This is a genomic window from Streptomyces sp. NPDC045021 (genome assembly GCF_056432645.1).
Window position 1 is genome coordinate 190,140 of sequence record NZ_JBWKIQ010000012.1, and the last position, 22,438, is coordinate 212,577.

Genomic DNA, 22,438 nt, shown 5'->3' on the forward strand with positions numbered 1-22,438 from the left:
GCGGAAGGCGACTGAGTCCCTCTCGGTCATGGCCGACGCATGCGGAGTCGCGGCCGAGCCAGCTCACCTGATCCACAAAGGGGTGCATCGACCTGCCGTTTCACCCATTACTGCGCCCCCGCCCGCGCAAGACCGGGTCGTGCGCTGCCCGGCCGGACGGGCTGCCGGATCAGCACCACCTGACCGACCCGCCAGGGGTGCCCGTCGACCGCGGCCTTCTGCGCCCGCTGCGAAGGGCGGCAGCGCACGCGCGTCGGCTCTCCGCCCGCAGAATGAAGGCTCCCGCCCGGCGGATCGGGTTTTGCGCCCGCTTTGGGCGGGGCTTTGGCATGGATTGTCACGAGATCGGACGGGTACGCGTTAGTGGCAGACATTACGACACTGACCGACCAGCAGAAGGGCACACGCCATGGCTGATCAGGGGAGCAACAAAACAGGGTCTGCCCGGGATGACGAGCTCAAGCGCGAGATGCAAAACGCGTTGAAAGCGTCCCGAGCCCTGCGGCCCGAGGAGGCGTACGCGCCGGAGCCGGCCGGCGAGGACCGGCTCATGGCGGAGCCTCCCGCCGGACCGGAGGGCGGTGTGCCCCCTGGCATGACGCCGCAGGACGTGGACGTCCGAAGTGAGCTCGCCCGTCATTTGGAACGAAGCATCTTCCCCACCGACCGGGACGGGCTGCTGATGGCGCTCCGGAGGCACCAGGCACCGGACGCGCTCGTCGACCTCGTACGCAATCTGCCCGCTGACGAGAAGTACACGAACGTGCAGGACGTCATGCGAACGCTCGGCTACGGAGTAGAAGACCGCCGAGTCTGAGCGCCGAAGTCACCACGGTGCTCGTGCAACGACTATGGCGGTGAGCAGTTACCCGGTTTCGACTCGAGCCCATGGTCGTCGTAACGGTGCCGCCGCACTCAGGACCTCCCGCCACCAAGGCTCTCCCGGCGGTAGCGCTCGCTGTCACCGTCTGCGGCAGATGACACTGTGCGGTCCCGGCCCCCGGCATTCATGATGGCGAAGAGGAGCGGCGCGCGGGGACGCCGTGGGTCCTCGGCAAAATCCTGGCATGAAGCCTGCGCACTAAACGGAAGCTCCAGGAGGAGCGATGGCGGTTCGGCACCAACTGATCGAACGGCCTCCGCAGCAGGTGTGGGCTGTGCTGGCCGATCCGACGCGTTTTGACGAGTGGGTAGTCGGCGTAGAGGCCTCCGCGCCTGGCCGGGGCGAGTGGCCGGTAGTCGGTTCGGACCTCAGCTACGAGGTGGTGCTCGGTCCGTGGAAGGGCCACGGACGCACCGTCGTCCGGCGTTGCGAGGCGCCGAACCGGCTGGAGCTGGAGGCGGACCGTGGTCCTCTCGGTACGTCGAGGATCGCGCTGGAGGTCCGGCCGTGGGGAAAGGACGACAGCACAGTGCTTCCTACGTTGCCTTGTACTCAGCCTGCCGACGGCCGGCACGACCGCCGTGCCACTCGCAGAACAGCACGGTGGCATCCTCCTCGAGTCGTCCCTGGTGACGATCCAGGACGGCGTGCATGAGGCGGCGGAGGGTTTCGGCGAGCCCCAAAGCCTTCTCGGGGGCAGGTTGGACAATCCAGGGGCCTCCGCTCGCCGCCGCGAGCGGCAACCAGCCCGGCAAGGACCGTGCGGATCCGGGTCGCGGTCCGAGGGACGGCGTTGTAAACCTGGATTCATGAGCGAGGAAAAGTCTTCATGGCGTCCGGGCGAGATCGTGCCCGCCAGCGGAATCTACGAGTGCGATTGCGGAGCCGGCCATCATTGGAGCACGGACGTGAAGGGGCACCGCTTTCCGCCTCCGCCGACTGGCTGCCCAGGAGCCTCCTGGTCGCTGAAGAACGAGGCCCACCCCGAGAATCACCTCGGGTGATCCTTTTTTGCGGGCACGGGCACCCCAACACATAGACGTGTTTTTGCGCCGGTGGTAGGGCTGGGCGGCCGTCATTCGCATTTTCGCGTCCCATTCGGCTCGGCCGTTCTTCGTCGATCGCACGCGCGCTGAGCCTTTCCGCCACCCAGCCGGCCAGGTGAGGCCGTCACCGCAGTACCAGGGGCGGAGGATGGCCGCTCCTTGCAGCCGCGGACTGCGTCCACACACTCCGGAGACGGCTGGCCACACGTCAGGCGTGTCCGGGCCACCTTCGTGGGTAGCCGGAATCTACGACTCTCGTTCCCGCCGGTCGGTGCTTGTCATAGAGGAGCGCAGCGTGGAAGCTTCAGTGGACCGCATCGCACAACCATGGGGCACGCGTACTCCCTACGGTCGCCACGAGCATTGGCCGGCACGGACCGATTCCTTTCTTGCCGACGGCGTCAGCGAGGGCGATGTACAGCGGTGGGTGCAGGCGGCCTCGATCCTGCACTCCGACGGGGACGCCATGGACATCGCCGTCGTGGACGGCCGAATGGCCGGTGTTCGGGGACGGACGGGCGATCACGCGAACCACGGCCGCCTGGGGCCGAAGGACCTTTTCGGCTGGCAGGCCAACGGTTCCCCCGACCGGCTGACCCAGCCACTGGTCCGCGAAGGAGGACGCCTGGTCGAGGCCGACTGGGCGACCGCGATGGACCGGATCGTCTCCCACTCCCAGCAACTCCTCCGCGAGCGCGGCCCCGGTGCAATCGGTTTCTACACCAGCGGCCAGTTGTACTTGGAGGAGTACTACACGCTCGCGGTCCTGGCACGGGCGGGCATCGGGACGAACCACCTGGACGGCAACACCCGCCTGTGCACGTCGACCGCGGCTGAGGCGTTGAAGGAGTCCTTCGGGTGCGACGGCCAGCCCGGCACGTACGACGACATCGACCACGCCGACGTGATCGCACTCTTCGGTCACAACATCGCCGAGACGCAGCCGGTGCAGTGGATGCGCATCCTGGACCGCCTTGAAGGCAGTGACCCGCCTCGCCTGGTCTGTGTCGATCCGCGCCCCACACCGGTCGCCCGCAGTTCCACGGTGCACTTGGCGCCGCGCGGGGGCACGAATGTCGCACTCCTCAACGCGCTCCTGCACGAGATCATCCGCACCGACCGCATTGACCACGACTACCTCGCAGCGCACACTGTCGGCTTCGACGAGCTGCGGTCACGGATCAAGGACTGCACGCCGGCGTGGGCCGCGACGATCTGCGACGTCCCGGCCGCCCGAATCGAGGAGGCGGCAGAAGTCCTGGGACGGGCCGAGCGGTTGTTGTCCACGGTCCTGCAGGGCGTCTACCAGTCCCACCAAGCCACCGCCGCCGCTGTACAAGTCAACAACCTCCACCTCATCCGCGGCATGCTCGGTCGACCGGGGGCCGGCGTCCTGCAGATGAACGGCCAGCCCACGGCGCAGAACACGCGTGAGTGTGGCGCCAACGGGGATCTGCCGGGCTTCCGCAACTGGCAGAACGACCAGCACGTGGCCGACCTGGCCGCGGTGTGGAACGTCGAACCCGAGCAGATTCCCCACTTCGCCCCGTCGACCCACGCCATGCAGATGTTCCGCTATGCCGAACAGGGTTCGCTGCGCCTGCTGTGGATCAGTGGCACCAACCCGGCCGTCTCGCTGCCCGAACTGTCCCGCGTCCGATCCATTCTCACCCAGGAACGTCTGTTCGTCGTGGTGCAGGACCTGTTCCTCACAGAGACGGCCCAGTTGGCCGACGTCGTCCTGCCCGCCGCGACATGGGGCGAGAAGACCGGCACCTTCACCAATGCCGACCGCACAGTGCACCTGTCGGACAAGGCCGTCGAACCTCCGGGGGAAGCGAAGCCGGACCTGGACATCTTCCTCGCCTATGCCGCCCGCATGGATTTCCGCGACAAGGACGGCGGCCCCCTGGTCCACTGGCACGATCCGGAGTCGGCGTTCGAGGCATGGAAACGGTGCAGTGCCGGCCGTCCCTGCGACTACTCCGGCCTTACCTACGGCAAACTGCGCGGGCCCAGCGGGATCCAGTGGCCTTGCAACGAGGAAGCGCCTGAGGGCACCGCGCGCCTGTACACCGAAGGCATCAGTTGGGCTCATCCCGATGTCTGTGAGACGTACGGCAAGGACTTGGAGACCGGCGCGTCGGACGACGTGGTGGAGTACCGCTCGCTGAACCCGGACGGCAAGGCCATGATCAAAGCCGCCACCTACCTGCCACCACACGAGCCGCCCAGCGAGGACCACCCCTTCCAACTCACCACCGGACGCACGATCTACCACTTCCACACGCGGACGAAGACCGGACGTGCCCCGCAGCTGAACGTCGCCGCCCCCGACGTATGGGTCGAAGCGTCAGTCACCGACGCGGCCGAACGAGATCTGCGTGAGGGAGATCTGGTGGAGGTGTCCTCCCCGCGCGGTGCTCTGCGAGGACGGCTGCGCATCACCGACATCCGCCAGGGCCTGTTGTTCGTGCCCTTCCACTACGGCTACTGGGACACCGCAGCCGGAAGCGGACCGGACGGGAACACTCCGGGGCGGGCAGCCAACGAGGCGACCATCACCGACTGGGATCCGGCATCCAAACAACCCCTGTTCAAGAGCGCTTCGGCAGCACTCACACTGATCGAACGTGGCAACGGTCAGCACTCCCCCGCGCCCACCACAGGAGCATCCGCTCCGGCACAGCAGGGCAGCATTCCCGCCACGGCGGGCGGCCCCTCGGCTCACGCCACACAGTCCGCCGATGACGGCGGGAACGGCCAGAAGGAGGGCCACCGATGAAAGGCATCGCCTTGACGCTGCGCGCACTCCATCACGGCGAAGACTGTCTTGCGAAGGAACTCCTCGCCGTCGCCGAACGCCATCGGACGGAACACGAAGTGCACCATGTCGCCATCGACTTGGCCCGCTGGTCCGCTGCTCACGTCCAGCTCCTGGCGGACGTGGGAGTCCACTACGGCGTGAGCTCGGGTGATGCTCCTGACATGCTCCACACCGGCCTGTTCTCAACGCTCCGCGAAAGAACGGCCGAAGCCCTCGGCCACCGACCGGAGCCCGGACTGCTGCTACTGCGCGACCTGCGCGACCTGCACCTCGCAGCAACGGAGAACTCGGTGCACTGGGAGATGTTGGCCCAGACCGCGCAAGCGGCAAAGGACCAGCGACTCCTCACGCTCGCCTCGTCCTGCCATCCGCAGACTCTGCGACAGATGCGGTGGACCAACACCATGATCAAAGACTTGTGCCCGCAGATACTGACCAGCCTGTGAACGCCAGAGCGCGGCGCGGCCGTGTCACGATCTCAGGTCACACCCGGACCGTAGGTGATCGTCATCGCTCATACCCAGACCCTCCGATTCGGGAGCCCGCGGACGCGGGACTGCTTTGTCTTTCCCGGCAGAAGTGCGGGCCCGTAGCCTCATGGCCCACCAATGCCCTGCATGCGGGCCGAAGGCCCGTGACCAGAGCCTGTTCCCATGGCGCATAAAATCTGTAGTGGCGGCGATAGACAATCGTGAATCACGCGGCTACCATCTTTGTCACCGCCTGCGGAATGGGGACCGCTGACCGGGGTTGTCGCGCAGCGGTCGGGCAGTACACACCTTGATCACCCGCACTCGCATTTGGCGTGAAGGAGACACCGCCATGCTGATGCCCCACCCCGCCACACTGCAGCAACTCATTGACCACTACGAGGAGCTGGCAGCGCTTGAAGATACTGGGGCCGCGACTCCCGAACAGCGCCGCCGGCTGGAGGACGCCGTGTACACGCTGTGCGTCTCGACGGGCACCCGGGACATCGCCGAAGCACTGATCATCGCGCGCCGCCACGTTGTTTCCACCCACGAAGCGGACTCCGCGGCCTGAAGCGCTGCTGGATCAAGGATGGCATACCTGACCTGCTGCGGCACCAAAATCTATCGGCAGTAAAGTAGATATGCGCTTCCAAGCGTTGGCAGCGTTCTCTCGTAGCCGAGACCTCGCGCGCCCCACCCCGGATTCGAGCAGGGTGACAGGTGGTCGCTCCCGTGTTTCCGGCTCAGGCTTGGGTAGGTTGCTGCGCGACGGGGTTGCGCAAGGCACTGCGGTCGCTCCGCCAAGCCTGGAGGAGATGAGCCCCCAAGCGTTCCTCAAGGAATCCGGTGGCCTCGATTCCGAAGGCGATGTCGGGTTCGAGGTGAGGTTCGTCGGCGAGGAGACCGCCGATCACGTCGCGACGTACCACCTGCTCGTGGACGGCGTCGGCTTCGACGTGTTCGTCGTAGAACCGCTCTGCCGCAGGCCCGGCTCCGGTTCTGCGCATGGCACGGGCCAGTCGGCGGGATCCGGGTGGTGAGGTGATCTCGACAGCGGCGAAGTGCCCGACCAGGGCACCGCGCAGGGCCCTGTGAAGTCCGAACAGGGACATCAGGTTGACGGTCGCTAGCGCTTCAGCGGGAGCTGCGTCGAGGTAGTGCCCGTACGACGTGTCCAAGGCCAGGTCCTCCATGAGGTCGGCGAAGAGCCGGGCGTGGATCTCTTCCGCGCGCCCCGCGCCGAATTCGTCGAATTCGACGGCAACCATCGCGGCTTTGGCACGGCCGTACAGGCGGGGGAGGACCCAGGCGTGAGGGTCGGCCTCTTTGAGGTGGTAGAGGGACCGCAGCGCTACGTACTCCCGCAGTTGCGCGAGCGAGCCTTGGCGCTGAAGGTGATGGCTGACGCCGGCGTCATCGTCTTGGAGGGGTTCGACCAACAATGAGGCGAGCGCCTCCTCGGTATCGGACGTGGGTCGGACGTCTGTACGGAGGGCATCGAGGAATTGTCGCTCGAGAGCACGACGGAACCCCAGTAGTTCGGGGGCCCACTCCAGATCGTCGTCTACGCCGTCGAAACCCTGGTAGTGCATCTCGTACAGAATGTAGAGCGCCAGTTGGAGGTCGTCGCCGTAGGGCGCAGCGTCCAGGATCGCCTGCGGCGACGGCAGACGGTGGCGCTGCAGCCCCAGCGCCGCGACGACTCCGGCGGAGAGCTCGCCGCGGGGTGTCGGAAGCGCCGGCCGCGCGGTTCGTGCTTCGCGATAGGAGGTCATCTCGCGGCTCCGTCCCCCTCATCTTCTCCGGTATCCGAGGAACTGGTCTGGTCGATCCCCTCGTCCGGCCTGACGCGCCGCCGATGACTGGTGTCGCACCAGGGGTAGGTCCGACTGCGGCGGCAGGTGCAGATCGCGACGACGAATCGATGCGACGTGACGACGGTGCCGTCCTCCCCGATCACCTCCACCGGGCCCTCCACCAGGAGCGGACCCTCTCGGTCGATGGTGACGCGGCGCGGTCGTTCAGACGTGTTCGGCACGGATGATCACCAGCTCTTCCTTGTCCTGGCTGTGGTCCATCAGGCCCTGCGCGCGGAGCCAGGGCAGCCGGGAGCGCAGAACGGGCCCGAACGGGATGAGTGTCCGATCGCTCACGGTTGCTCGCAATCCGGCCTGGGACAACCGCCGCAGTGTGATGTCGCTGTCACAGATGCCGGAGTGCACCAGGAGCAGCACTCCTTGCGGGCGGAGCACGTCGGGGGCCGCATCACAGATGCGGTCGACGACAGCACGCCCGTCGGTCCCCGCGTCCCAGGAACGGGCAGCCCCACGTCGCGGTGGCGCACCTTCAGGGGCGGGCACATACGGAGGGTTGCTGACTACCACATCGTAGGAACGGCCTGGTACGGAAGCAGTCAGGTCACTGCGGTGCACCGCAATACGCTGCCCGGACAGGAACGCGTTCAGACGTGCGGTCAGCACGGCGCGCCACGCGATGTCCACGGCGGTGACTCGGGCGCCCAGTTGTGCGGCGCGGATGGCCAGTGCCCCGCTGCCGGTGCCCAGGTCGAGAAGCTCGGTGCCGCGACCGACCCCCTCCCTGCTGAGCGCTCGGAGCAGGAACTGTGTGTCGTACTGGGGTGTGTACACGCCGGGAAGAGTCACCACATGGGCCGGACTCGACAGCAGCGGCATTCCGATGGTCATGAGACGCCTCCGCTTCGGGAAGGGCGCGCAGGTACACAGGGGCCGTATTCAACTGTCCGCGCGTTCGGTCCGCCCCACCACTCGACCGATGACGCAATGTGACCGCCCTGCTGCGAGCAGGAGTGGGCAAGCGCCAATGCGGCGCGAGGCCACGGACACCAGCTCCGCCGGATGCCGGGCACTACGGATTCGGCTGCCGCTATGTCGGACTCCCTCCAGGACGCGGCCCTCGCAGCCGCTGTGACTGTCGGTTGCCCGACGGAGCGAGATCCATACCCCCGGAAAGATCCTCAGGCGCTCCATCGGCCACTCCCCCTTCTAGGATTCCACGAGCTTCGACAGTGCTCCTCCCCTGTGGTGGGTGTTCGGTGAACCTGTGCAGTCACAGCACTAGAGAAGCCGATCAGATACCTCAAGAACCGCGAGGAACTCAGCTCGGAGACCGGCAAGGTGGTCGGCTCCTTTTCCGATCACCGCGTAGCGCCAGCTGACGCCGTCCTCGGGTTCACCGGCGTACAGGAGCACCCCCTCACCGCGCGCGGGACGGTAGGCAAGACCCGCCGCGTCCACGAGCTCGGACACCGCAGGGAAGGTGCGGGGCGCAGGGGTCAGCGCTGTGCCGATCGTCCACGACGGCATCGCATCTCCTGTCGCCCCGCTGAGCCGCGCGACCATTGCGTGCGGCGTGGTCGTGGCGGTGCTCCGCACGTTGCTCTCGATCGCGTAGAGCGTTCCGCTGCGGGTCAGGACCGCATCAATGTCGTACGGGCCCCGATATCCGTGCGCGGAGAGATAGTCACCCAATTGCAGGCCCCACCGCTCCAACTCCTTCAACGTGTCCCCGGCGACTTCGTGCAGGGGCGAACGGTAGCCGTCGAACGAGCCGTGGCGGGTGTGCATCTCTCCGTTGAAGACGAATTGGGATCCGGAGTTCGTCGAGAGGAACTGCGCACTGATAGACCGGGCGTGTTCGACGTACTCCTCCACTACCCACCAGGTTTCCTCCGGATGCGGCCTGAGAGGCAGTTGGGCGCGGGGAACGATCCGCAGACCGTGACCACCGGCGGATCGGTCCGGTTTGACGACCACGCGCCCGTAAGAGTTCAGCAGGTCCCGTGCGGCATCCGGAAGCTCCGGGCCCTGGCAGATCCGACCGTCCGGCAGGCGCATCCCGAGACCTTCCGCAATTCTTCTGAACCCCGACTTCGTATTGCCCACCGCTGATGCCCGCATGGCGTCCGAACCGGGTCTCCACGGCCCGGGGCCGTAAGGGGAAACGGGGATGCCGAGGTCAGTCGCCAGAGCCAACATCGAATTGTCCATCGCAGTGGGCAGCAAGCGTGCTCCTGTACGGCGGGAGACGAGGTCCCGCAGCAGACCCGCGTGGGGACTGCTTCGGACTGTCTCAGCCATCGGAACACCTGGAACGTCGGGGATGACCATGATGTGAATGGAGTCGTCAGGCACGCCGAGCAATGCGCAGGCGTAGCGCACAAATGCATGGGACAGCGGGACCGGGGTGATCAGTACGTCACCCGGGTGGGCCAACCAGATCTCGCGAGGCGCTTGTCTGGCCCACTTCCGCACCACGTCGTATTCCCTCAGATCCACGGCCACCGGAGAAGCGAAGTTGGCAAGGATGATCAAGGGGCCTTCGTCCACAGGCGTCGGATTCATGGCGCAGACCTTCCTCTGCCCCGCCTCCGGTAATCCCTCGACTCGCCGCTGCGGTGGGCCATCGCGTCACGATTTCCTGCGGTCCGGGTGGCGCAGCCACAGGGCCGGTAGGAACCAGCAGATCGCGAACCATGCCACCATGACGGTGACCCACACCGCGGCGGTGGTGCCGGAGGCGGTGATGCGCAGGATCAGCAGGAGTGCCGAGGCGACGGTGCCCAGCAGGAGAATCAGCCCGACGAGGGTGAAGCGGGAGCCCCAGACCACCGCTGCGGGCTTGAGCTGGTGGCCGGTGACGATGCGGTGCAGGGAGACCGGTGCGATGAGCGCGCCGGTCGCGGCAGCGCCCAGCAGGACCGTCGTGAGGTAGATGTTCCGGTCGAGGCCGTCCAGGTCGGCGAAGCGTGGTGTGAACGCCACGGTCAGCAGGAAGCCCAGCAGGATCTGCACACCCGTCTCGGCGACCCGGACCTCCTGCAGCAACTCGATCCAGAGCCGGTCCGCGCGCTGATCCGGGTCCTCACCGCGCCGTGTCGGCTCGTTGTCCCCGAGCACAGTCATCCGTCCTCGCCCGCTCTCTTTCGTCGGCCCCCTCGGGGGGAGCTCGCGCAACCGCGACGGTCAGGGCAAATTCGGTCGACGCCGTCCCGCGGTGCGGTGGCGCCGAACACGGCAGGAAGGTCCCGTTGAACGCCTTGAGGTCGTCCGGCTTGCGGCTGGTCACCTGGGTGTGGGGCCATCGGTGCCCGGGGCCTGCTGCCAGCATGGGTGACGGCATGCCACGGTTCGGTCAGCTCGACCTGCTCGATGCCTTCGGGAGCCACAGGAGAGGCGCATCTCTCTCTACAGCCTTTTCTCCAGTTCTATTTCCCCTGTTTCGGCCTCACGCCTGCCCGTGTGAGGTGAGACGAAACGAGACGGGCCTTACGTTGGCCCGTAAGAGTAGGTGCAGCGGCGACCATGGCGGACATGCCTGAGGCCCCGATGGTTCCGGGGCCTCAGGGCATGCTGAGCGGTGGTAGGACCCACCAGCGGTCGCAGTAGGGCCTACCAGCGGTACCACCGACCGCGGCTACCGGAGGCACCGGTGCCCCGCATGACGAAGCCGAGCAACCAGACCACCAGAACGAAGACGGCGACCCACCAAAGGATCTTCAGCGCGAAGCCGGCGCCGAAGAGGATCAGGGCGAGCAGCAGAACCAGAAGCAACGGACCCATGGCTATCAACCTCCTGACCAGCTGATGCCCCAGGGCGGAACATTCAGTCCCGCGAAATTCCCGGCTACCGCGCGGAGCCATGGATGATCCGCTAAAGCCGTCATCGATCCTGCGGGGGTGGGTTGGCGGCTGAACGCACCAACCGTACCGATCTTGGTGGAGACCTCATGCCCACCTGCGTCCCGAACGCGAAGGACGGGTCCGCAGAAGCGTCGCCGACGGGCGACGTGACTCTCGCACGGTGTGCCCCATACCTGACACGCCACGACGGGGGTTTCGAGCCACGTCGTCCTGCGGCGAAGTGAGCGAGTGTGCTCCCGAGGTTGTAGGGCAGGCGCGTTTTGAGGGCTACCCCAATGAAGAGCCGGAAGGGATCCCTCGCACGACCGAACGACGACGGAAGGGCTTCTTGTGACTGACAACATGTGGGGATACGAGGCGGCGTCGGGATACCAGGCCGGAACGGATCTGACCGGGTTCAAGGTCGAGGCCACCGACGGCAGTATCGGCAAGGTCGACAAGCACTCCGATGAGGTCGGCTCCGCGTACATCGTTGTCGACACCGGAGTGTGGATCTTCGGCAAGCACGTCCTGCTCCCTGCGGGGACGGTCCGGTCCATCGACACCGTGGAACGGAAAATCTACGTCGCTCGCACCAAGGACGAGATCAAGGACTCTCCGGAGTTCGACAAGGACAAGCACGCCGGCGATCTGGGCTATCACCAGCAGGTCGAGGGCTATTACGGCACTCACCGCGGCTGAGCGCGGCTCCGCCGTACACAGAGCGCCCCGTCTCCCAAGGTTTCAGATCTTGGGAGGCGGGGCCTCGTGCGTGGCGGCTTGAGAGTCGCCACTGCCGGCGGGGTCGGGTTTCAGCCGGCCGATTCGGCCCCTTCCGCCTCCGATGCCGAGAGCCCGATCAGGTAGTCGCCGAACCCGCCTCTGGCTCGGGCACGCAGGCGGGCCGAGGTCACAACGGCGCAGTCCGCCGTTCTGAGTACCCGATGACCGCCATGTTCCAGTGCGGTGACCAGACCACGGTCCTCACCCACGGCCAGGGGGGAGAACCCCCCGACGCGCAGGTAGGGGCCTGCGGCGACACCCAGGTTGGCCCCGTGCACATGCGGATGTCGCCAGGGCAGCCCGTCAGCGGGCCGGGATGACTCGTACAGCTCTTCGAACCGGGCGCCGACAGCGGCTGCGTGCGGTGGCCAGCTCTCCACCCGTACGGTGCCCGCCATCGCATCCCACCCTTCGTTCGCGTATTCGGCCTGTCGGGCGAGCCAGTCGGGGGGTACTGCGCTGTCGGCATCGGTCGTCGCGATCCAGGTCTCCGCGGCCGGTGTCCCGAGGCTCAATAGTGCGCGGGCTGCCCCCGCTCTACGCGCCGCACCGGGACTACGGTCGTTGATGGACACGACCTCCACACCGGCCTCGCGGGCCAGTGCGGCCGTACTGTCCCGGCAGGAATCGGCCACCACCACGGTGACCATCCGCAGACCGCTGACCGAACAATGACGGCACGCCACCTCCAGTGCGTTGAGGGCGCGGGGCAGCAGCAATTGTTCGTTGTGCGCCGGGATGACAACGGCGATGGCCCCGACGTTCACAGCAGGCCCTCCCGCGCGGCCGGTGACGCCGGCTGGACGCCGTCGGCGCCCACACGGCCGAAAACCTGCAGCACGAAATCGACCTCACGGTGATCGGCCATGAGCGCCAGCTCCGGGATCCCGGCCAGGATCAGGGCCAGCTCCTCGCCGGTTCGCAGGTGCTCCGCCACCGGATGGTTCCAGTGGACGGTCACCAACGTGCCACCCGCCTCCAGGGCTCCGACCACCCGGTCCAGCAGCCGAGTCAGGTCAGGCATGTCGAAGTAGTAGAGGAGTTCGGACAACACGATGAGGTCGAGCTGCCGGCGGGCCACTGTTCGGGAAGGACCAGGAGACGGACAGTCACCTGGTCCAGGTGCGCTGTCCGTAGAGCGGCAGTCGCGACCGCGCTCTCGACCCGGTCGCAGGCCAACAGTGCCGAACATCGCTCGGCCAACCGGGCGGTCAACTCGCCGACGGAGCAGGCCGGTTCGAAGGCCGATCGATACCGCCGAGCCGGGAGGGCGGCGACAGTGAGGTCGTACTTGCGTTGCTCGTACCAGCGGCTCCTCAGACTCCACGGGTCGTCCGAGGCCCGGTACATGTCATCGAAGTAGGACGCGGCCGTACTCAACGGAAGACCACCTCCACGTCGCGCAGATGATGGGCGGTCTCCTCCGGTGGCAGGACAGCCCTGTCCCCCGGGCCCGGTCCCAGGGGGCGGATCTGGCTGACGAACCGCTCGACCGCGGCTGCCTTGCGGGCCACGGTCTCGGGCGGCAGGACGATGCGAGCGGCGTTCTCCCAGGGCACCCGGGTGTCGTCCGGCCGAGCCCAATGCCACATCCACACCGGATACAGCAGACATGGCACGCCTGCCGCATTCGCGGCGCGCAGCGAGGCGCGCCCTGCCGCCTCATGGTCCGCGTGTACGTCGCCGGTCCACGGCGCCACGCACAGGGCCGCTCCGTTCAGCACATGGGTGAGTTCGGCGGCGAGTCGGCCCTCATGGCCGGCCACTTCGGTGTCGGGTATTCCCAGTCGGATCACCTGGGCTGCGTCCGCACCCAGTTCAGCCAGCGCCTGCCGGGTCTCGGCGGCCCGGATCGTGGCCAGCGACGGTGCGGTGACGACCCGGCTGTCCGGGTGCGATCGCTCCCCGTCCGTGACAGACACGACCGTCAGTTCCACGTGAGCTGCTGCCAGCAGGCTGATTGCTCCTCCGAAACCCAGCACCTCGTCGTCCGGGTGGGCCGCGACGACCACGACACGTCCCCGCTCCGGAAGGTCCGCCCGGGGGAAGGAGCGCAGGGCGGGCCAGGACCGCCACAACGCTTCATCGGTCCCGGGCGCGTCGATCGCGTTCGCAGCCGCCCCTGCTGCCGGCGTCACCGGGACTCCTCCGGGCGTGCGATGAGCGCACCCAGTTCGGCCAGGTTCCGCTCGGCGTGATGCTGGCGGATGTACACCGTGAGGTCGGCGACGTTGCGGGCATGGCGTACGTCATGGCAGAGCGGGCCGGCTCCGGTGGCCCGTCCCACTCGGGTCAGTACCTCGGTGCAGACCGCCTCGACCAGGGCTCGTACCCGCAGACTGCGCACCCGGGCCCCACCGCCGAGGTCCAGCGGGTCCTGGTCGATCTCGGCCGCGGCGCGCTCCAGGACGGTTTGCGCGGCGTGCAACTGCATGTCGATGTGACCCAGGTGGGCGTCGGCGTGCGGATCCGGTCCACGCCCGGCCGCCGACTCGCGCAACGTGGCGGCCACCGCGCGGGCGCCGCCGTACCAGCAGGCGGCCACGCCGATGCCGCCGTGTTGGAAGCCCGGCCGCGTCAGATAGGCTCCCACCTCCCCGACCGGCACCGCGGGGACCGCACTGAAGCACACATCCGGGGTGTCGCTGCCGGCCATGCCGATGGCAGGCCAGGAGCCCTCCACCGGGCCGCAGCCGGGTGCCCGCACTTTCACCGCGAAAAGCCTGCGGCCGTCCTCCGCCGCGGCCGTCACCAGCGCGTGGGTGCAGCTGTGGGCACCCGAGCAGTACTGCTTGAGCCCGTCGAGCACCCAGCGGTCCGCCGCACGGGTTGCGGTCAGAGCACCACCGGGCGGCTCCGCCGCCCACACTCCCCACCGCTCGGCCGGACCGGGCACCGGTCCGGCCAGCTCCGCGAGGATGGCCAGCGCGTCGGCGTGTCCTTCCGCCAGCCGTGCCAAGCACAGATCCTGCTCGGCGACGGAGCTGAGCGCGGCGAAGCGGTCGCCGGTGCGCCCCGATCCTGGCAACGGAAACTCAAGATCCCCCGCAGCGAGTGACTCGACCAGCTGGGAGAAGCGCTCCGCCGTCTCCTGGCGCGCGGCATGGGGAGTGAATCCGGCAGGGGTCTCACCGTGCGGTTGCGGGTCCGCGACGGCCGGCGCCACAGCCGCCGAGCAGGTCGTCTCCGGCATCAGTAACTCCTCGACGGCTGTACGCCGCGGACGGCCGGTGGGTGGCTGTGCGGCGCAGGGCGAATCGCTCGCGCCGCAGCGGATGCGCGGCACGAGCAGGCATGGCGAGCGCGACGGGGTCCCGGGCCGAGGTTGTGCCCGATCGGTCCCGTCGTACCGTCCCACTCTGACCCGGCCGCCGGGCGGCTGCATCCCAGGAGCGCTCCCAAGGCGTCGCTGTCAGCTCCCAACGGGCGTCGGTCAGCGTCCGCACAGCTCCGCAGATTCCGCGCCACGCGCGCGAAATGCGAGACGCGCCGAGACGGAGGGCCTCTCAGCATCCCGGAATGCCCCTACAGCGCGACGCCTTCCGCGCGTGTCACCGTCGCCCCCATGTTGCGTTCCATCATGCGCAGTGCGGCGTCCGCCAGGTCTGGGTGGATGTGGGCCACGGCGTCCTCGGCGACGGTAACTTTGAGGTGCCGGATGTGGGCGTCCAGGGCGGAGTACAGAATGCACTGCTCAGTCACCTGTCCGCACAACACGATGTGATCCACACCATGTTGGCGCAGCAGGAATTCCAGCGGCGTCTGATAGAACACTGAATGCCGCGCCTTGACCACGAACAGCGAGTCGTCGTCAGGGCGCACCGGCTCCACCAGGTCCGCGTGCCGGCCGCTCAGTGCGACGTCCAGCAGTTCGTCATGGTGCGAGCGCCAGCGACCGAAGTTGTCATTGACGTAAATGACGTCCACACCGACCTGGCGCGCCCGGTCGATGAGGACGCGTATGCCTGGCAGAGCCTCACGCACTGCGGGGATGAGCCGGTCCGCGTCCTCATGCTCGTAGGTATTGATCATGTCAATGACGATGACGGCGGTGCCTGCAGTGCTCGGGTTGTCGCGCATGGAACCGTCCTTACCGAGAGCCCACAAGTAGTCGCTGCCACCCACACCATTGTCCTGTGGGTCGGGCCCCATCGCATCCGAACCACTCGTCGGCGCGGGTCGGATTACTACTCCGGTCGTCGCTCTCCATTTGTCCTGATCACGGGCCCCGGTGGAGTCCATAGGTCTGATGCTTCGTCAGAGTGGCGGTGGTTGCGACTCACCCGCTCGGGGTGCGTTGAACCTGTCGTGGAAGGAGCGAGCCGTTCGAGGGACAGCACCGACACGGAAGTGTGGCCAGGATCCTCGTAGGGCAGGCGTGCCATCATGCGAGCTCTGATTGTCAACTGCACACTCAAGCGGTCGCCCGAACCGTCGAACACTGAAGCACTGGCTGAGGTAGTCGCCGCCGAATTGGTTGCTCGTGGCGCTAGCGTGGACTCGGTGCGGGCGGCCGATCTCAACATTCTCCCAGGTGTGGAAAACGATATGGGTCCAGGTGACGACTGGCCCCGCGTGCGTGAACAGATTCTCAGTTCCGAGATCCTCGTCATCGCGTCGCCCACCTGGGTGGGTCACCCCTCCTCCATCGCGCAACGCGTACTTGAGCGGATCAGCGCCTTGATTTCGGAGACCGACGGGCAAGGCCGACCGGTGGCATACAACCGGGTCGCCGGGGTGGTGGTGACCGGTAACGAGGACGGTGCACATCACGTCATCAGCGAGATCGCCGGCGGCCTTGGCGACATCGGCTACACCATCCCTGCCCAGGCGTGGACATATTGGCACCTCGGTCCGGGGCCGGGACCGGACTACCTCGAAGATCAGCGCGGCCACGACTGGGCGCATAAGACCGGCCGCACTATGGCTGCGAATTTGCACACCGTCGCGCAGGCGTTGGCGGCCCACCCTCTACAGGCCCCACCTGAGTGACCCGGCGCGCAGAAAGTCCCTCCCAGGATTCGCATTCATCGAAGCGCTCACGGGGTCTCCAAGGGGAGCATGCCTGCAGATCGTCCGGGTAGCCGAATGGAGCAGCACTCGACCATCAGTAGCTGCCCAAGGCCTCGGGCGGCTCTCGTCGGTACGGCTGACTTCGAAGTTGCACCTAGGAGGAGGCGGATAGGGATGACCACATACGGATACTTTCTCTCCTCGGAGGAGTTCTCGCCGTCTGAGTTGCTGGAGCAGGCGAGGATGGCCGAGCAGGCAGGATTCGAGGCCTTGGCGATCTCCGATCACTTTCATCCCTGGAACGACGAGCAGGGGCAGAGCGCGTTCGTCTGGTCCATGATCGGTGCGCTGTCCCAGGTGACGTCGTTGCCCGTGACGACGCTCGTGACGTGCCCCACGGTTCGTATGCACCCCGCCGTCAACGCGCAGGCCGCAGCGACCTCGGCCGTCCTCACCCAGGGCAACTTCCGGTTCGGCATCGGCAGCGGTGAGGCCCTCAACGAGCACATCCTGGGCGACGCCTGGCCGGAGGCGCCCCAGCGCATGGAGATGCTGGAAGAGGCCGTCCAGGTGATCAGGAAAATGTTCACAGGTGAACAGGTCACTCATCGAGGCGCCCACTACACCGTGCAGAACGCCCGCCTCTACACCCTGCCCGAGCACCCTGTACCGATCTACGTCTCCGGTTTCGGACCGCAGGCAGCCGCACTGGCCGGCCGGATCGGGGACGGCTTCGTGACCATGGCGCCCGACGCGGACCTGGTCGGGCAGTTCCGGCGCGCAGGAGGCGGGAACAAGCCCGTCATCGGGGGCTTGAAGGTCTGCTGGGACACCGACCGTGACCGAGCGGTCAAAACAGTGCACCGCCTGTGGGCCAACGAGCAGCTGCCGGGCGAGCTGGCGCAGGTGCTCCCCACCCCCCGACACTTCGAGCAAGCCAGCACCCTGGTCACCGAGCAGATGGTCCGGGACGCCGCCACCTGCGGGGACGACTCCGAACAACACATCTCCGCCCTCACGGCCTACACCGACGCCGGGTTCGACGAGGTGTACGTCAACCAGATCGGCCCCGACCAGAAGCAGTTCTTCGACTTCTACCGCACCCAGATCCTCCCGAGCCTGCGCCAGGCCCGCTGAAAACAGCCGGCCGACGGCATGCCCCACGCCCCCGCCGCCGCTGGAACCCCCGATGCGAAGGACGTGATCTCTGATGCGAGCCACCGTGTGGCGCGGCAAGCGCGATGTGCGGGTCGAGAACGTGCCCGATCCGGTCATCCAGGAGCCGACGGACGCCATTGTCCGGATCACATCGAGCGGCCTGTGCGGATCGGATCTGCATCTGTACGAAGTGCTGACGCCGTTCATGACACCCGGCGACATCCTTGGTCATGAACCCATCGGCATCGTGGAGGAGACCGGATCCGCCGTGCCGAACCTCAAAGCCGGGGACCGGGTCGTAGTGCCCTTCCAGATCGCCTGCGGCAGCTGTCACATGTGCGGTACCGGCCTGCCGACCCAGTGCGAGACCACCCAGGTCCGGGCACACGGTATGGGCGCGGCCCTGTTCGGCTACACCAAGCTCTACGGCCAGGTCCCGGGCGCGCAGGCCGAGTACCTGCGGGTCCCGCAGGCCCAGTTCGGTCCCATCAAGGTGCCGCACGGGCCGGCGGACGACCGCTTCGTGTATCTCTCCGACGTGTTGCCCACCGCTTGGCAGGCCGTCGCCTACGCGGACGTCGAACCCGGCAGCACGGTGGCGGTCCTGGGGCTGGGGCCCATCGGCGCCATGGCCTGCCGCATCGCGCGGCATCGCGGCGCGGCGACTGTCATCGGCGTCGACCACGTGCCCGAGCGCCTGGAGCGTGCCCGTCGGGATGGTGCCGAGGTGTTCGATCTCGATGCCTTCGACAACCAGGACGACCTGCTGACAGCCGTCCGAGACCTGACCGGCGGCCGCGGGCCCGACGCCGTCATCGACGCCGTCGGAACCGAGGCCCATGGCAGCCCGGCCGGCAAGCTGGCCCAGCAGGCCGCCGGACTCCTCCCCTCACGCTGGGCGGAAAAGCTCATGGAACACGCCGGCGTCGACCGACTGAGCGCCCTGCACCTGGCAATCTCCATGGTCCGGCGCGGCGGCACCGTCTCCATCTCCGGCGTCTACGGCGGCATGACCGACCCCCTGCCGATGCTCACCATGTTCGACAAGCAGCTCCAGTTCCGGATGGGCCAGGCCAACGTGCGCCGCTGGAGCGACGAGATCCTACCGCTGCTCACCGACGACGACCCGCTGGGAGTCGACGCGTTCGCCACCCACCACGTGCCACTCGACAACGCGGCCGACGCCTACACGATGTTCCAGAAGAAGTCCGACGGCGCGATCAAGGTTCTGTTCCAGCCGTGATCACCGAGCCCTCCTCCGGAAAGGGAATCCCATGGCACTGCTGAGCGCCCCTCCGTCCATCGCAGGCCTGTCGGCGGTCGTCACGGGCGGCTCGCGCGGCTTGGGCCTTCTGCTGGCCCGTGAGCTCGGCCGCCGCGGATGCACTGTCACCATCGCCGCGAGGGACCCGGAAGAACTCCAAGAGGCTGCTGCCCTCCTGGACCCGCACGCCCCTGGGAGGATCTATTCCCAGGTATGCGACGTGCGCGACCGCAAACAGGTGCAGGAGCTGTTCGACGGGACGGCCGCGCGCGTCGGCAGTGTCGATATCGTCGTCGGCAATGCCGGGATCATCCAAGTGGGACCGGTGGACGGTCTTGGTGTCGAGCGGTTCGACGACGCGATAGCCACCATCTTCTCCGGTGCGATGCACACCGCCCTGGAAGCCCTGCCGCATTTGAAGCGCAGCGCCGCCGGCGGGCGGCTGGCCCTCGTCGGATCCGTCGGCGGCCTTCTCGCCGTGCCACATCTTCTGCCCTACTCGTGCGCGAAGGCAGCGGTAGCCGCTCTGGCAGAGGGGTTGTACGCCGAGGAGCGCTCACAGGGGGTGAGCGTCACCGGAGTGCATCCCGGTCTGATGCGGACCGGATCGCACCTGCACGCCCTGTTCGGTGGCGACGCGGCTCAGGAGTACGCCTGGTTCTCCACACTCGGCGCTACGCCGGTTCTGTCGATGGACGCCGAACGAGCCGCCGAGCGCATCGTGACCGGCATCCAGCGGCGGCGGCCTCGAATCGTCCTCACCCCTGCGGCCCGCGCGGCCGGCTTTGTGCACGGAACGGCGCCCGTCACGACCACACGGCTGAACGCAGTCCTGGCGCGCGCGCTTCCAAAGAATCGTTCGAAGAACGGGCAGGTGATCGAGGGCACGATGGCAGGCGCCGGCCTCTCCGGCGTGGGCGAACGGCTGCGCAGGCGATGGACCCGGCTCAACGAGCGGGCAGCCGACCGCTTCAACGAACGCGATGATGGCGCACGCGGTTAGGCGCGGACTGCGCCTCGCAGTGGAACTCCGCTCGGCTCCGGCCTTGAGGACGAGGTCGCCGACAGTGCGGGCCCGCCCTGCGTGTTCATTTGCGGCTCATCCGATCCGGTACTGCTCGGCGTCGGCACGGCGCAAGGCAAGGCCGAGCCCCGGAGCCGTAGGGTCGGGCCGGACGGAACCGCCTGCTGGGTCCAGGGTGCCGTCAAGGAACATGGACTCGATTCGCACGTGGTCATGGAACCATTCCAAGTGGCGCAGATTGGGGGTCGCGGCAGCCACGTGGGCGTGCAGGTGGGGGCCACAGTGCCCGGATACTTCCAGGCCGTAGGAGGCTGCGACGGCAGCCACCCGCATCCATTCGGTGATACCGCCGCAGCGGGAAACGTCCGCTTGCAGACAGTCGACCGCGCCTGCCTGGCACATGCGACGGAAGTACGTCAGGTCGTACCCGTACTCGCCTGCGGTCACATCGGGCGCTACCCCGTCGCGGACTTCACGCAGCCCGTCGAGATCGTCGGAGGAGACGGGCTCTTCGAACCAGCGCACGTTCAGGTCCGCCGCCGAGTTCATGACGCGGATCGCTTGTTTGCGCTGATATGCGCCGTTGGCGTCGACGAACAGTTCCACGTCTTCACCGATGAGGGTGCGTGCCTGGTGCATGCGCTCAAGGTCGCGTGCGATGTCAGTTCCCCAGGACTCGCCGATCTTGATCTTTACACGGGGAATCCGCTGCTCGAACGTCCAATGCGCCAGCTGGTCATGCAATTGCCGCTCATCGTAAGTGGTGAATCCGCCACTGCCGTAGACCGGCACTTCCTTTCGCACAGCGCCCAGCAACCGGTGCAAGGGGAGATCCAACAACCTCGCCTTGAGATCCCAAAGCGCCACATCGACAGCGGAAATCGCATATCCCACCGCCCCGGGGCGCCCAGCGTTGCGCACCGCCTTGACCACGGCGGCGAACGCGCCGCCTACGTCCAGCACGTCGCGACCGGTCACGACCCCGGCAAGCATGTCGGTGATCACGTTTGCGCAGGCGGCCGGCCCATAAGTCCACCCGATCCCCACCATGTCGCCGGCGCGTGCCTGAACCAGCACCATGGTGGTGGAGTCCCAACGAAGGGTGCCGTCAGCCTCCGGGGTTTCGGTGGGGATGGCATACGTGCTGGCCGCAACAGAGTCGATCCGCTGATTGATCACGCTCTCCTCCATTCCAGTGGGCCACGCTCAGCTCGCCGAACCAGTTCATGAGACGGCGCGTCCGCCCACGCGGGCCCTCGATGCTGCGACGTCCAAAACTCTTCACACCGAAACTATTGCGTCAAGCAAAATATTGGTTCGTCGCGTCCTCTCAAGAGGCCGTGACCGAGCTCAGTACGCTACTGCCCCTCGACCGTTCACTTCCCCAGCCCCGATCGGCGGAATTACCCCGGATGGCTGCTCGGCGTGCACTTCGGCTGCGCTGCGCCCAGGCTCGTTTCAACATTCCCTGCACAAGGAGCGGAAAGCTATGTTGCAGCGCACCCGGCGTAAGGACGCCACTGAGGTTACCTTCGTCCTCCCTGCGGGTCATCCGTGCGGCGAGGTCAGCGTTGTGGGCGACTTCAACGACTGGCAGCCCGGCGTTCATCCGTTCACGGCGCGGAAGGACGGCAGTCGTTCCCTAACCCTGGCCCTGCCCGCCGACCGGCGCGTCCACTTCCGGTACCTCGCGTACGGCGACTACTGGTTCGACGAGGACGAAGCCGATGGTCACGATGGTCACAACAGCTACCTGAACACCTGACTCGCCCTTCCCGCCGCCCTCTGACGGCGAGGGTTGCCGGGTGCCCCCGACGGCGGTCGGGGGCACCTACGGCGTCCACGTTGAGCCCTCGCCCCAACGCAAGGAGCGCCAAGGTCGCGCAGCTGCATAGGGGCCATCGCATTGGGGTACACGCCCCCCTTGGTCCCGTGGACTTCAACGCGATGCCGGAGGCAGCGGCAAGCGGGAGGTGCTCGGTCATCTTGATCTGTCCGATTGCAAGACGCCTGGGAATAGTGCGCCGCCGAGGCCGGATTTCATCGGCGGTGACGGAACGTATGCGATCACTCCTGCCGGGGACCGGTATGTCTGGGGCGGCTACTACGAGGCCAGCAGCCTGATCTGGCACAGCCGGTGGGTCGGCGAGGACGGCATCATCGAATGCCGAGAGGCGTTGGCCTTTCCCGGCGACCGGCGCCACGCAGTGATCCTGCGCCGAATCATTGCGGTGGAGGGCGATGCTGTGGTGCGGGTCGTTCTCGACGCAAGGGCTGGCTACGGACAACGCCGGGCGGACTGGTCAC

General features: G+C 67.2%; 21 protein-coding genes and 3 pseudogenes. 11 read left to right on the forward strand and 13 right to left on the reverse strand.

Going from position 1 to position 22,438, the window contains the following annotated elements:
- The first annotated feature begins 481 nt into the window (after nt 1-481).
- Nucleotides 482-817, forward strand: coding sequence for a DUF2795 domain-containing protein (locus AC07DC_RS31495; protein ID WP_478917888.1), 336 nt, complete (start codon nt 482-484; stop codon nt 815-817).
- Between the two features lie 289 nt (nt 818-1,106).
- A pseudogene (locus AC07DC_RS31500) lies at nt 1,107-1,379 on the forward strand (SRPBCC family protein); the annotation flags it as partial.
- A gap of 40 nt (nt 1,380-1,419) precedes the next feature.
- Here the strand turns inward: AC07DC_RS31500 and AC07DC_RS31505 are convergent.
- Nucleotides 1,420-1,566, reverse strand: a pseudogene (locus tag AC07DC_RS31505) (stage II sporulation protein E); the annotation flags it as partial.
- A 658-nt stretch (nt 1,567-2,224) separates the two neighbouring features.
- Here AC07DC_RS31505 and AC07DC_RS31510 point away from each other — a divergent pair.
- The 3 genes from AC07DC_RS31510 (at nt 2,225) to AC07DC_RS31520 (ending at nt 5,800) form a co-directional block, all read left to right on the forward strand.
- Entirely contained in the window at nt 2,225-4,714 is a 2,490-nt protein-coding gene (locus tag AC07DC_RS31510) for a molybdopterin oxidoreductase family protein (RefSeq protein ID WP_478917889.1), read from the forward strand.
- Nucleotides 4,711-5,202 (forward strand): hypothetical protein, encoded by a 492-nt coding sequence (locus AC07DC_RS31515; RefSeq protein WP_478917890.1) that lies wholly within the window; start codon nt 4,711-4,713, stop codon nt 5,200-5,202. The genes AC07DC_RS31510 and AC07DC_RS31515 overlap by 4 nt, the downstream gene beginning before the upstream one ends.
- 376 nt (nt 5,203-5,578) lie before the next feature.
- Complete coding sequence (locus AC07DC_RS31520) at nt 5,579-5,800, forward strand: DUF5133 domain-containing protein (protein ID WP_478917891.1); 222 nt, start codon at nt 5,579-5,581, stop codon at nt 5,798-5,800.
- 172 nt (nt 5,801-5,972) lie between these two features.
- Here the strand turns inward: AC07DC_RS31520 and AC07DC_RS31525 are convergent, their stop codons facing one another.
- From AC07DC_RS31525 to AC07DC_RS31550, 6 genes are all read right to left on the reverse strand, one after another.
- Complete coding sequence (locus AC07DC_RS31525) at nt 5,973-7,004, reverse strand: iron-containing redox enzyme family protein (protein WP_478917892.1); 1,032 nt, start codon at nt 7,002-7,004, stop codon at nt 5,973-5,975.
- Nucleotides 7,001-7,267 (reverse strand): CDGSH iron-sulfur domain-containing protein, encoded by a 267-nt coding sequence (locus AC07DC_RS31530; RefSeq protein WP_478917893.1) that lies wholly within the window; start codon nt 7,265-7,267, stop codon nt 7,001-7,003. Before AC07DC_RS31530 ends, AC07DC_RS31525 begins: the two co-directional genes overlap by 4 nt.
- Nucleotides 7,251-7,934 carry a HemK2/MTQ2 family protein methyltransferase gene (locus tag AC07DC_RS31535; RefSeq protein WP_478917894.1) on the reverse strand — a complete coding sequence of 228 codons (684 nt, stop codon included), beginning with the start codon at nt 7,932-7,934 and terminating at the stop codon, nt 7,251-7,253. The genes AC07DC_RS31530 and AC07DC_RS31535 overlap by 17 nt, the downstream gene beginning before the upstream one ends.
- 390 nt (nt 7,935-8,324) lie before the next feature.
- Entirely contained in the window at nt 8,325-9,611 is a 1,287-nt protein-coding gene (locus AC07DC_RS31540; RefSeq protein WP_478917895.1) for a preATP grasp domain-containing protein, read from the reverse strand.
- 66 nt (nt 9,612-9,677) lie between these two features.
- Nucleotides 9,678-10,172 carry a DUF6328 family protein gene (locus AC07DC_RS31545; RefSeq protein WP_478917896.1) on the reverse strand — a complete coding sequence of 165 codons (495 nt, stop codon included), beginning with the start codon at nt 10,170-10,172 and terminating at the stop codon, nt 9,678-9,680.
- A 486-nt stretch (nt 10,173-10,658) separates the two neighbouring features.
- Nucleotides 10,659-10,829, reverse strand: coding sequence for a hydrophobic protein (locus AC07DC_RS31550; protein ID WP_478917897.1), 171 nt, complete (start codon nt 10,827-10,829; stop codon nt 10,659-10,661).
- Between the two features lie 411 nt (nt 10,830-11,240).
- On the opposite strand from AC07DC_RS31550, the gene AC07DC_RS31555 reads away from it, so the two are divergent.
- Nucleotides 11,241-11,591 (forward strand): PRC-barrel domain-containing protein, encoded by a 351-nt coding sequence (locus AC07DC_RS31555; RefSeq protein WP_478917898.1) that lies wholly within the window; start codon nt 11,241-11,243, stop codon nt 11,589-11,591.
- A gap of 110 nt (nt 11,592-11,701) precedes the next feature.
- Here the strand turns inward: AC07DC_RS31555 and AC07DC_RS31560 are convergent, their stop codons facing one another.
- The 5 genes and pseudogenes from AC07DC_RS31560 to AC07DC_RS31580 all read right to left on the reverse strand — a co-directional run bounded on the left by AC07DC_RS31560 (nt 11,702) and on the right by AC07DC_RS31580 (nt 15,752).
- Nucleotides 11,702-12,439 carry a glycosyltransferase family 2 protein gene (locus tag AC07DC_RS31560; RefSeq protein WP_478917899.1) on the reverse strand — a complete coding sequence of 246 codons (738 nt, stop codon included), beginning with the start codon at nt 12,437-12,439 and terminating at the stop codon, nt 11,702-11,704.
- A pseudogene (locus AC07DC_RS31565) lies at nt 12,436-13,022 on the reverse strand (SAM-dependent methyltransferase). Before AC07DC_RS31565 ends, AC07DC_RS31560 begins: the two are co-directional and overlap by 4 nt.
- A gap of 26 nt (nt 13,023-13,048) precedes the next feature.
- Nucleotides 13,049-13,810 (reverse strand): PIG-L deacetylase family protein, encoded by a 762-nt coding sequence (locus AC07DC_RS31570; RefSeq protein ID WP_478917900.1) that lies wholly within the window; start codon nt 13,808-13,810, stop codon nt 13,049-13,051.
- Complete coding sequence (locus tag AC07DC_RS31575; RefSeq protein WP_478917901.1) at nt 13,807-14,865, reverse strand: acyl-CoA dehydrogenase family protein; 1,059 nt, start codon at nt 14,863-14,865, stop codon at nt 13,807-13,809. The genes AC07DC_RS31570 and AC07DC_RS31575 overlap by 4 nt, the downstream gene beginning before the upstream one ends.
- Nucleotides 14,866-15,197: 332 nt before the next feature.
- Nucleotides 15,198-15,752: a cysteine hydrolase family protein gene (locus AC07DC_RS31580; protein ID WP_478917902.1), complete on the reverse strand. Its 555-nt coding sequence runs from the start codon at nt 15,750-15,752 to the stop codon at nt 15,198-15,200.
- Nucleotides 15,753-16,058: 306 nt separating this feature from the next.
- Between AC07DC_RS31580 and AC07DC_RS31585 the strand changes: the two genes are divergently transcribed.
- From AC07DC_RS31585 to AC07DC_RS31600, 4 genes are all read left to right on the forward strand, one after another.
- A complete protein-coding gene (locus tag AC07DC_RS31585) occupies nt 16,059-16,664 on the forward strand; it encodes a flavodoxin family protein (protein ID WP_478917903.1) in 606 nt (201 codons plus the stop codon).
- A 195-nt stretch (nt 16,665-16,859) separates the two neighbouring features.
- Nucleotides 16,860-17,822, forward strand: a complete 963-nt coding sequence (locus AC07DC_RS31590; RefSeq protein WP_478917904.1) for an LLM class F420-dependent oxidoreductase — start codon at nt 16,860-16,862, stop codon at nt 17,820-17,822.
- 73 nt (nt 17,823-17,895) lie between these two features.
- Nucleotides 17,896-19,086 (forward strand): zinc-dependent alcohol dehydrogenase, encoded by a 1,191-nt coding sequence (locus AC07DC_RS31595; protein WP_478917905.1) that lies wholly within the window; start codon nt 17,896-17,898, stop codon nt 19,084-19,086.
- 31 nt (nt 19,087-19,117) lie between these two features.
- Nucleotides 19,118-20,110 (forward strand): SDR family NAD(P)-dependent oxidoreductase, encoded by a 993-nt coding sequence (locus AC07DC_RS31600; RefSeq protein WP_478917906.1) that lies wholly within the window; start codon nt 19,118-19,120, stop codon nt 20,108-20,110.
- 96 nt (nt 20,111-20,206) lie between these two features.
- On the opposite strand, the gene AC07DC_RS31605 is transcribed toward AC07DC_RS31600, so the two are convergent.
- Nucleotides 20,207-21,310 carry an enolase C-terminal domain-like protein gene (locus AC07DC_RS31605; RefSeq protein WP_478917907.1) on the reverse strand — a complete coding sequence of 368 codons (1,104 nt, stop codon included), beginning with the start codon at nt 21,308-21,310 and terminating at the stop codon, nt 20,207-20,209.
- A gap of 310 nt (nt 21,311-21,620) precedes the next feature.
- Between AC07DC_RS31605 and AC07DC_RS31610 the strand changes: the two genes are divergently transcribed.
- Nucleotides 21,621-21,896, forward strand: coding sequence for an isoamylase early set domain-containing protein (locus AC07DC_RS31610; protein WP_478917908.1), 276 nt, complete (start codon nt 21,621-21,623; stop codon nt 21,894-21,896).
- Nucleotides 21,897-22,438 lie beyond the last annotated feature (542 nt).

Bases quoted from the DNA above. Each gene is read 5' to 3' on its own strand.
- AC07DC_RS31515 (WP_478917890.1), top strand. From the start codon at position 4,711: ATGAAAGGCATCGCCTTGACGCTGCGCGCACTCCATCACGGCGAAGAC.
- AC07DC_RS31520 (WP_478917891.1), top strand. From the start codon at position 5,579: ATGCTGATGCCCCACCCCGCCACACTGCAGCAACTCATTGACCACTAC.
- AC07DC_RS31525 (WP_478917892.1), bottom strand. From the start codon at position 7,004: ATGACCTCCTATCGCGAAGCACGAACCGCGCGGCCGGCGCTTCCGACA.
- AC07DC_RS31535 (WP_478917894.1), bottom strand. From the start codon at position 7,934: ATGACCATCGGAATGCCGCTGCTGTCGAGTCCGGCCCATGTGGTGACT.
- AC07DC_RS31540 (WP_478917895.1), bottom strand. From the start codon at position 9,611: ATGAATCCGACGCCTGTGGACGAAGGCCCCTTGATCATCCTTGCCAAC.
- AC07DC_RS31545 (WP_478917896.1), bottom strand. From the start codon at position 10,172: ATGACTGTGCTCGGGGACAACGAGCCGACACGGCGCGGTGAGGACCCG.
- AC07DC_RS31550 (WP_478917897.1), bottom strand. From the start codon at position 10,829: ATGGGTCCGTTGCTTCTGGTTCTGCTGCTCGCCCTGATCCTCTTCGGC.
- AC07DC_RS31575 (WP_478917901.1), bottom strand. From the start codon at position 14,865: ATGCCGGAGACGACCTGCTCGGCGGCTGTGGCGCCGGCCGTCGCGGAC.
- AC07DC_RS31580 (WP_478917902.1), bottom strand. From the start codon at position 15,752: ATGCGCGACAACCCGAGCACTGCAGGCACCGCCGTCATCGTCATTGAC.
- AC07DC_RS31585 (WP_478917903.1), top strand. From the start codon at position 16,059: ATGCGAGCTCTGATTGTCAACTGCACACTCAAGCGGTCGCCCGAACCG.
- AC07DC_RS31590 (WP_478917904.1), top strand. From the start codon at position 16,860: ATGACCACATACGGATACTTTCTCTCCTCGGAGGAGTTCTCGCCGTCT.
- AC07DC_RS31595 (WP_478917905.1), top strand. From the start codon at position 17,896: ATGCGAGCCACCGTGTGGCGCGGCAAGCGCGATGTGCGGGTCGAGAAC.
- AC07DC_RS31600 (WP_478917906.1), top strand. From the start codon at position 19,118: ATGGCACTGCTGAGCGCCCCTCCGTCCATCGCAGGCCTGTCGGCGGTC.
- AC07DC_RS31610 (WP_478917908.1), top strand. From the start codon at position 21,621: ATGTTGCAGCGCACCCGGCGTAAGGACGCCACTGAGGTTACCTTCGTC.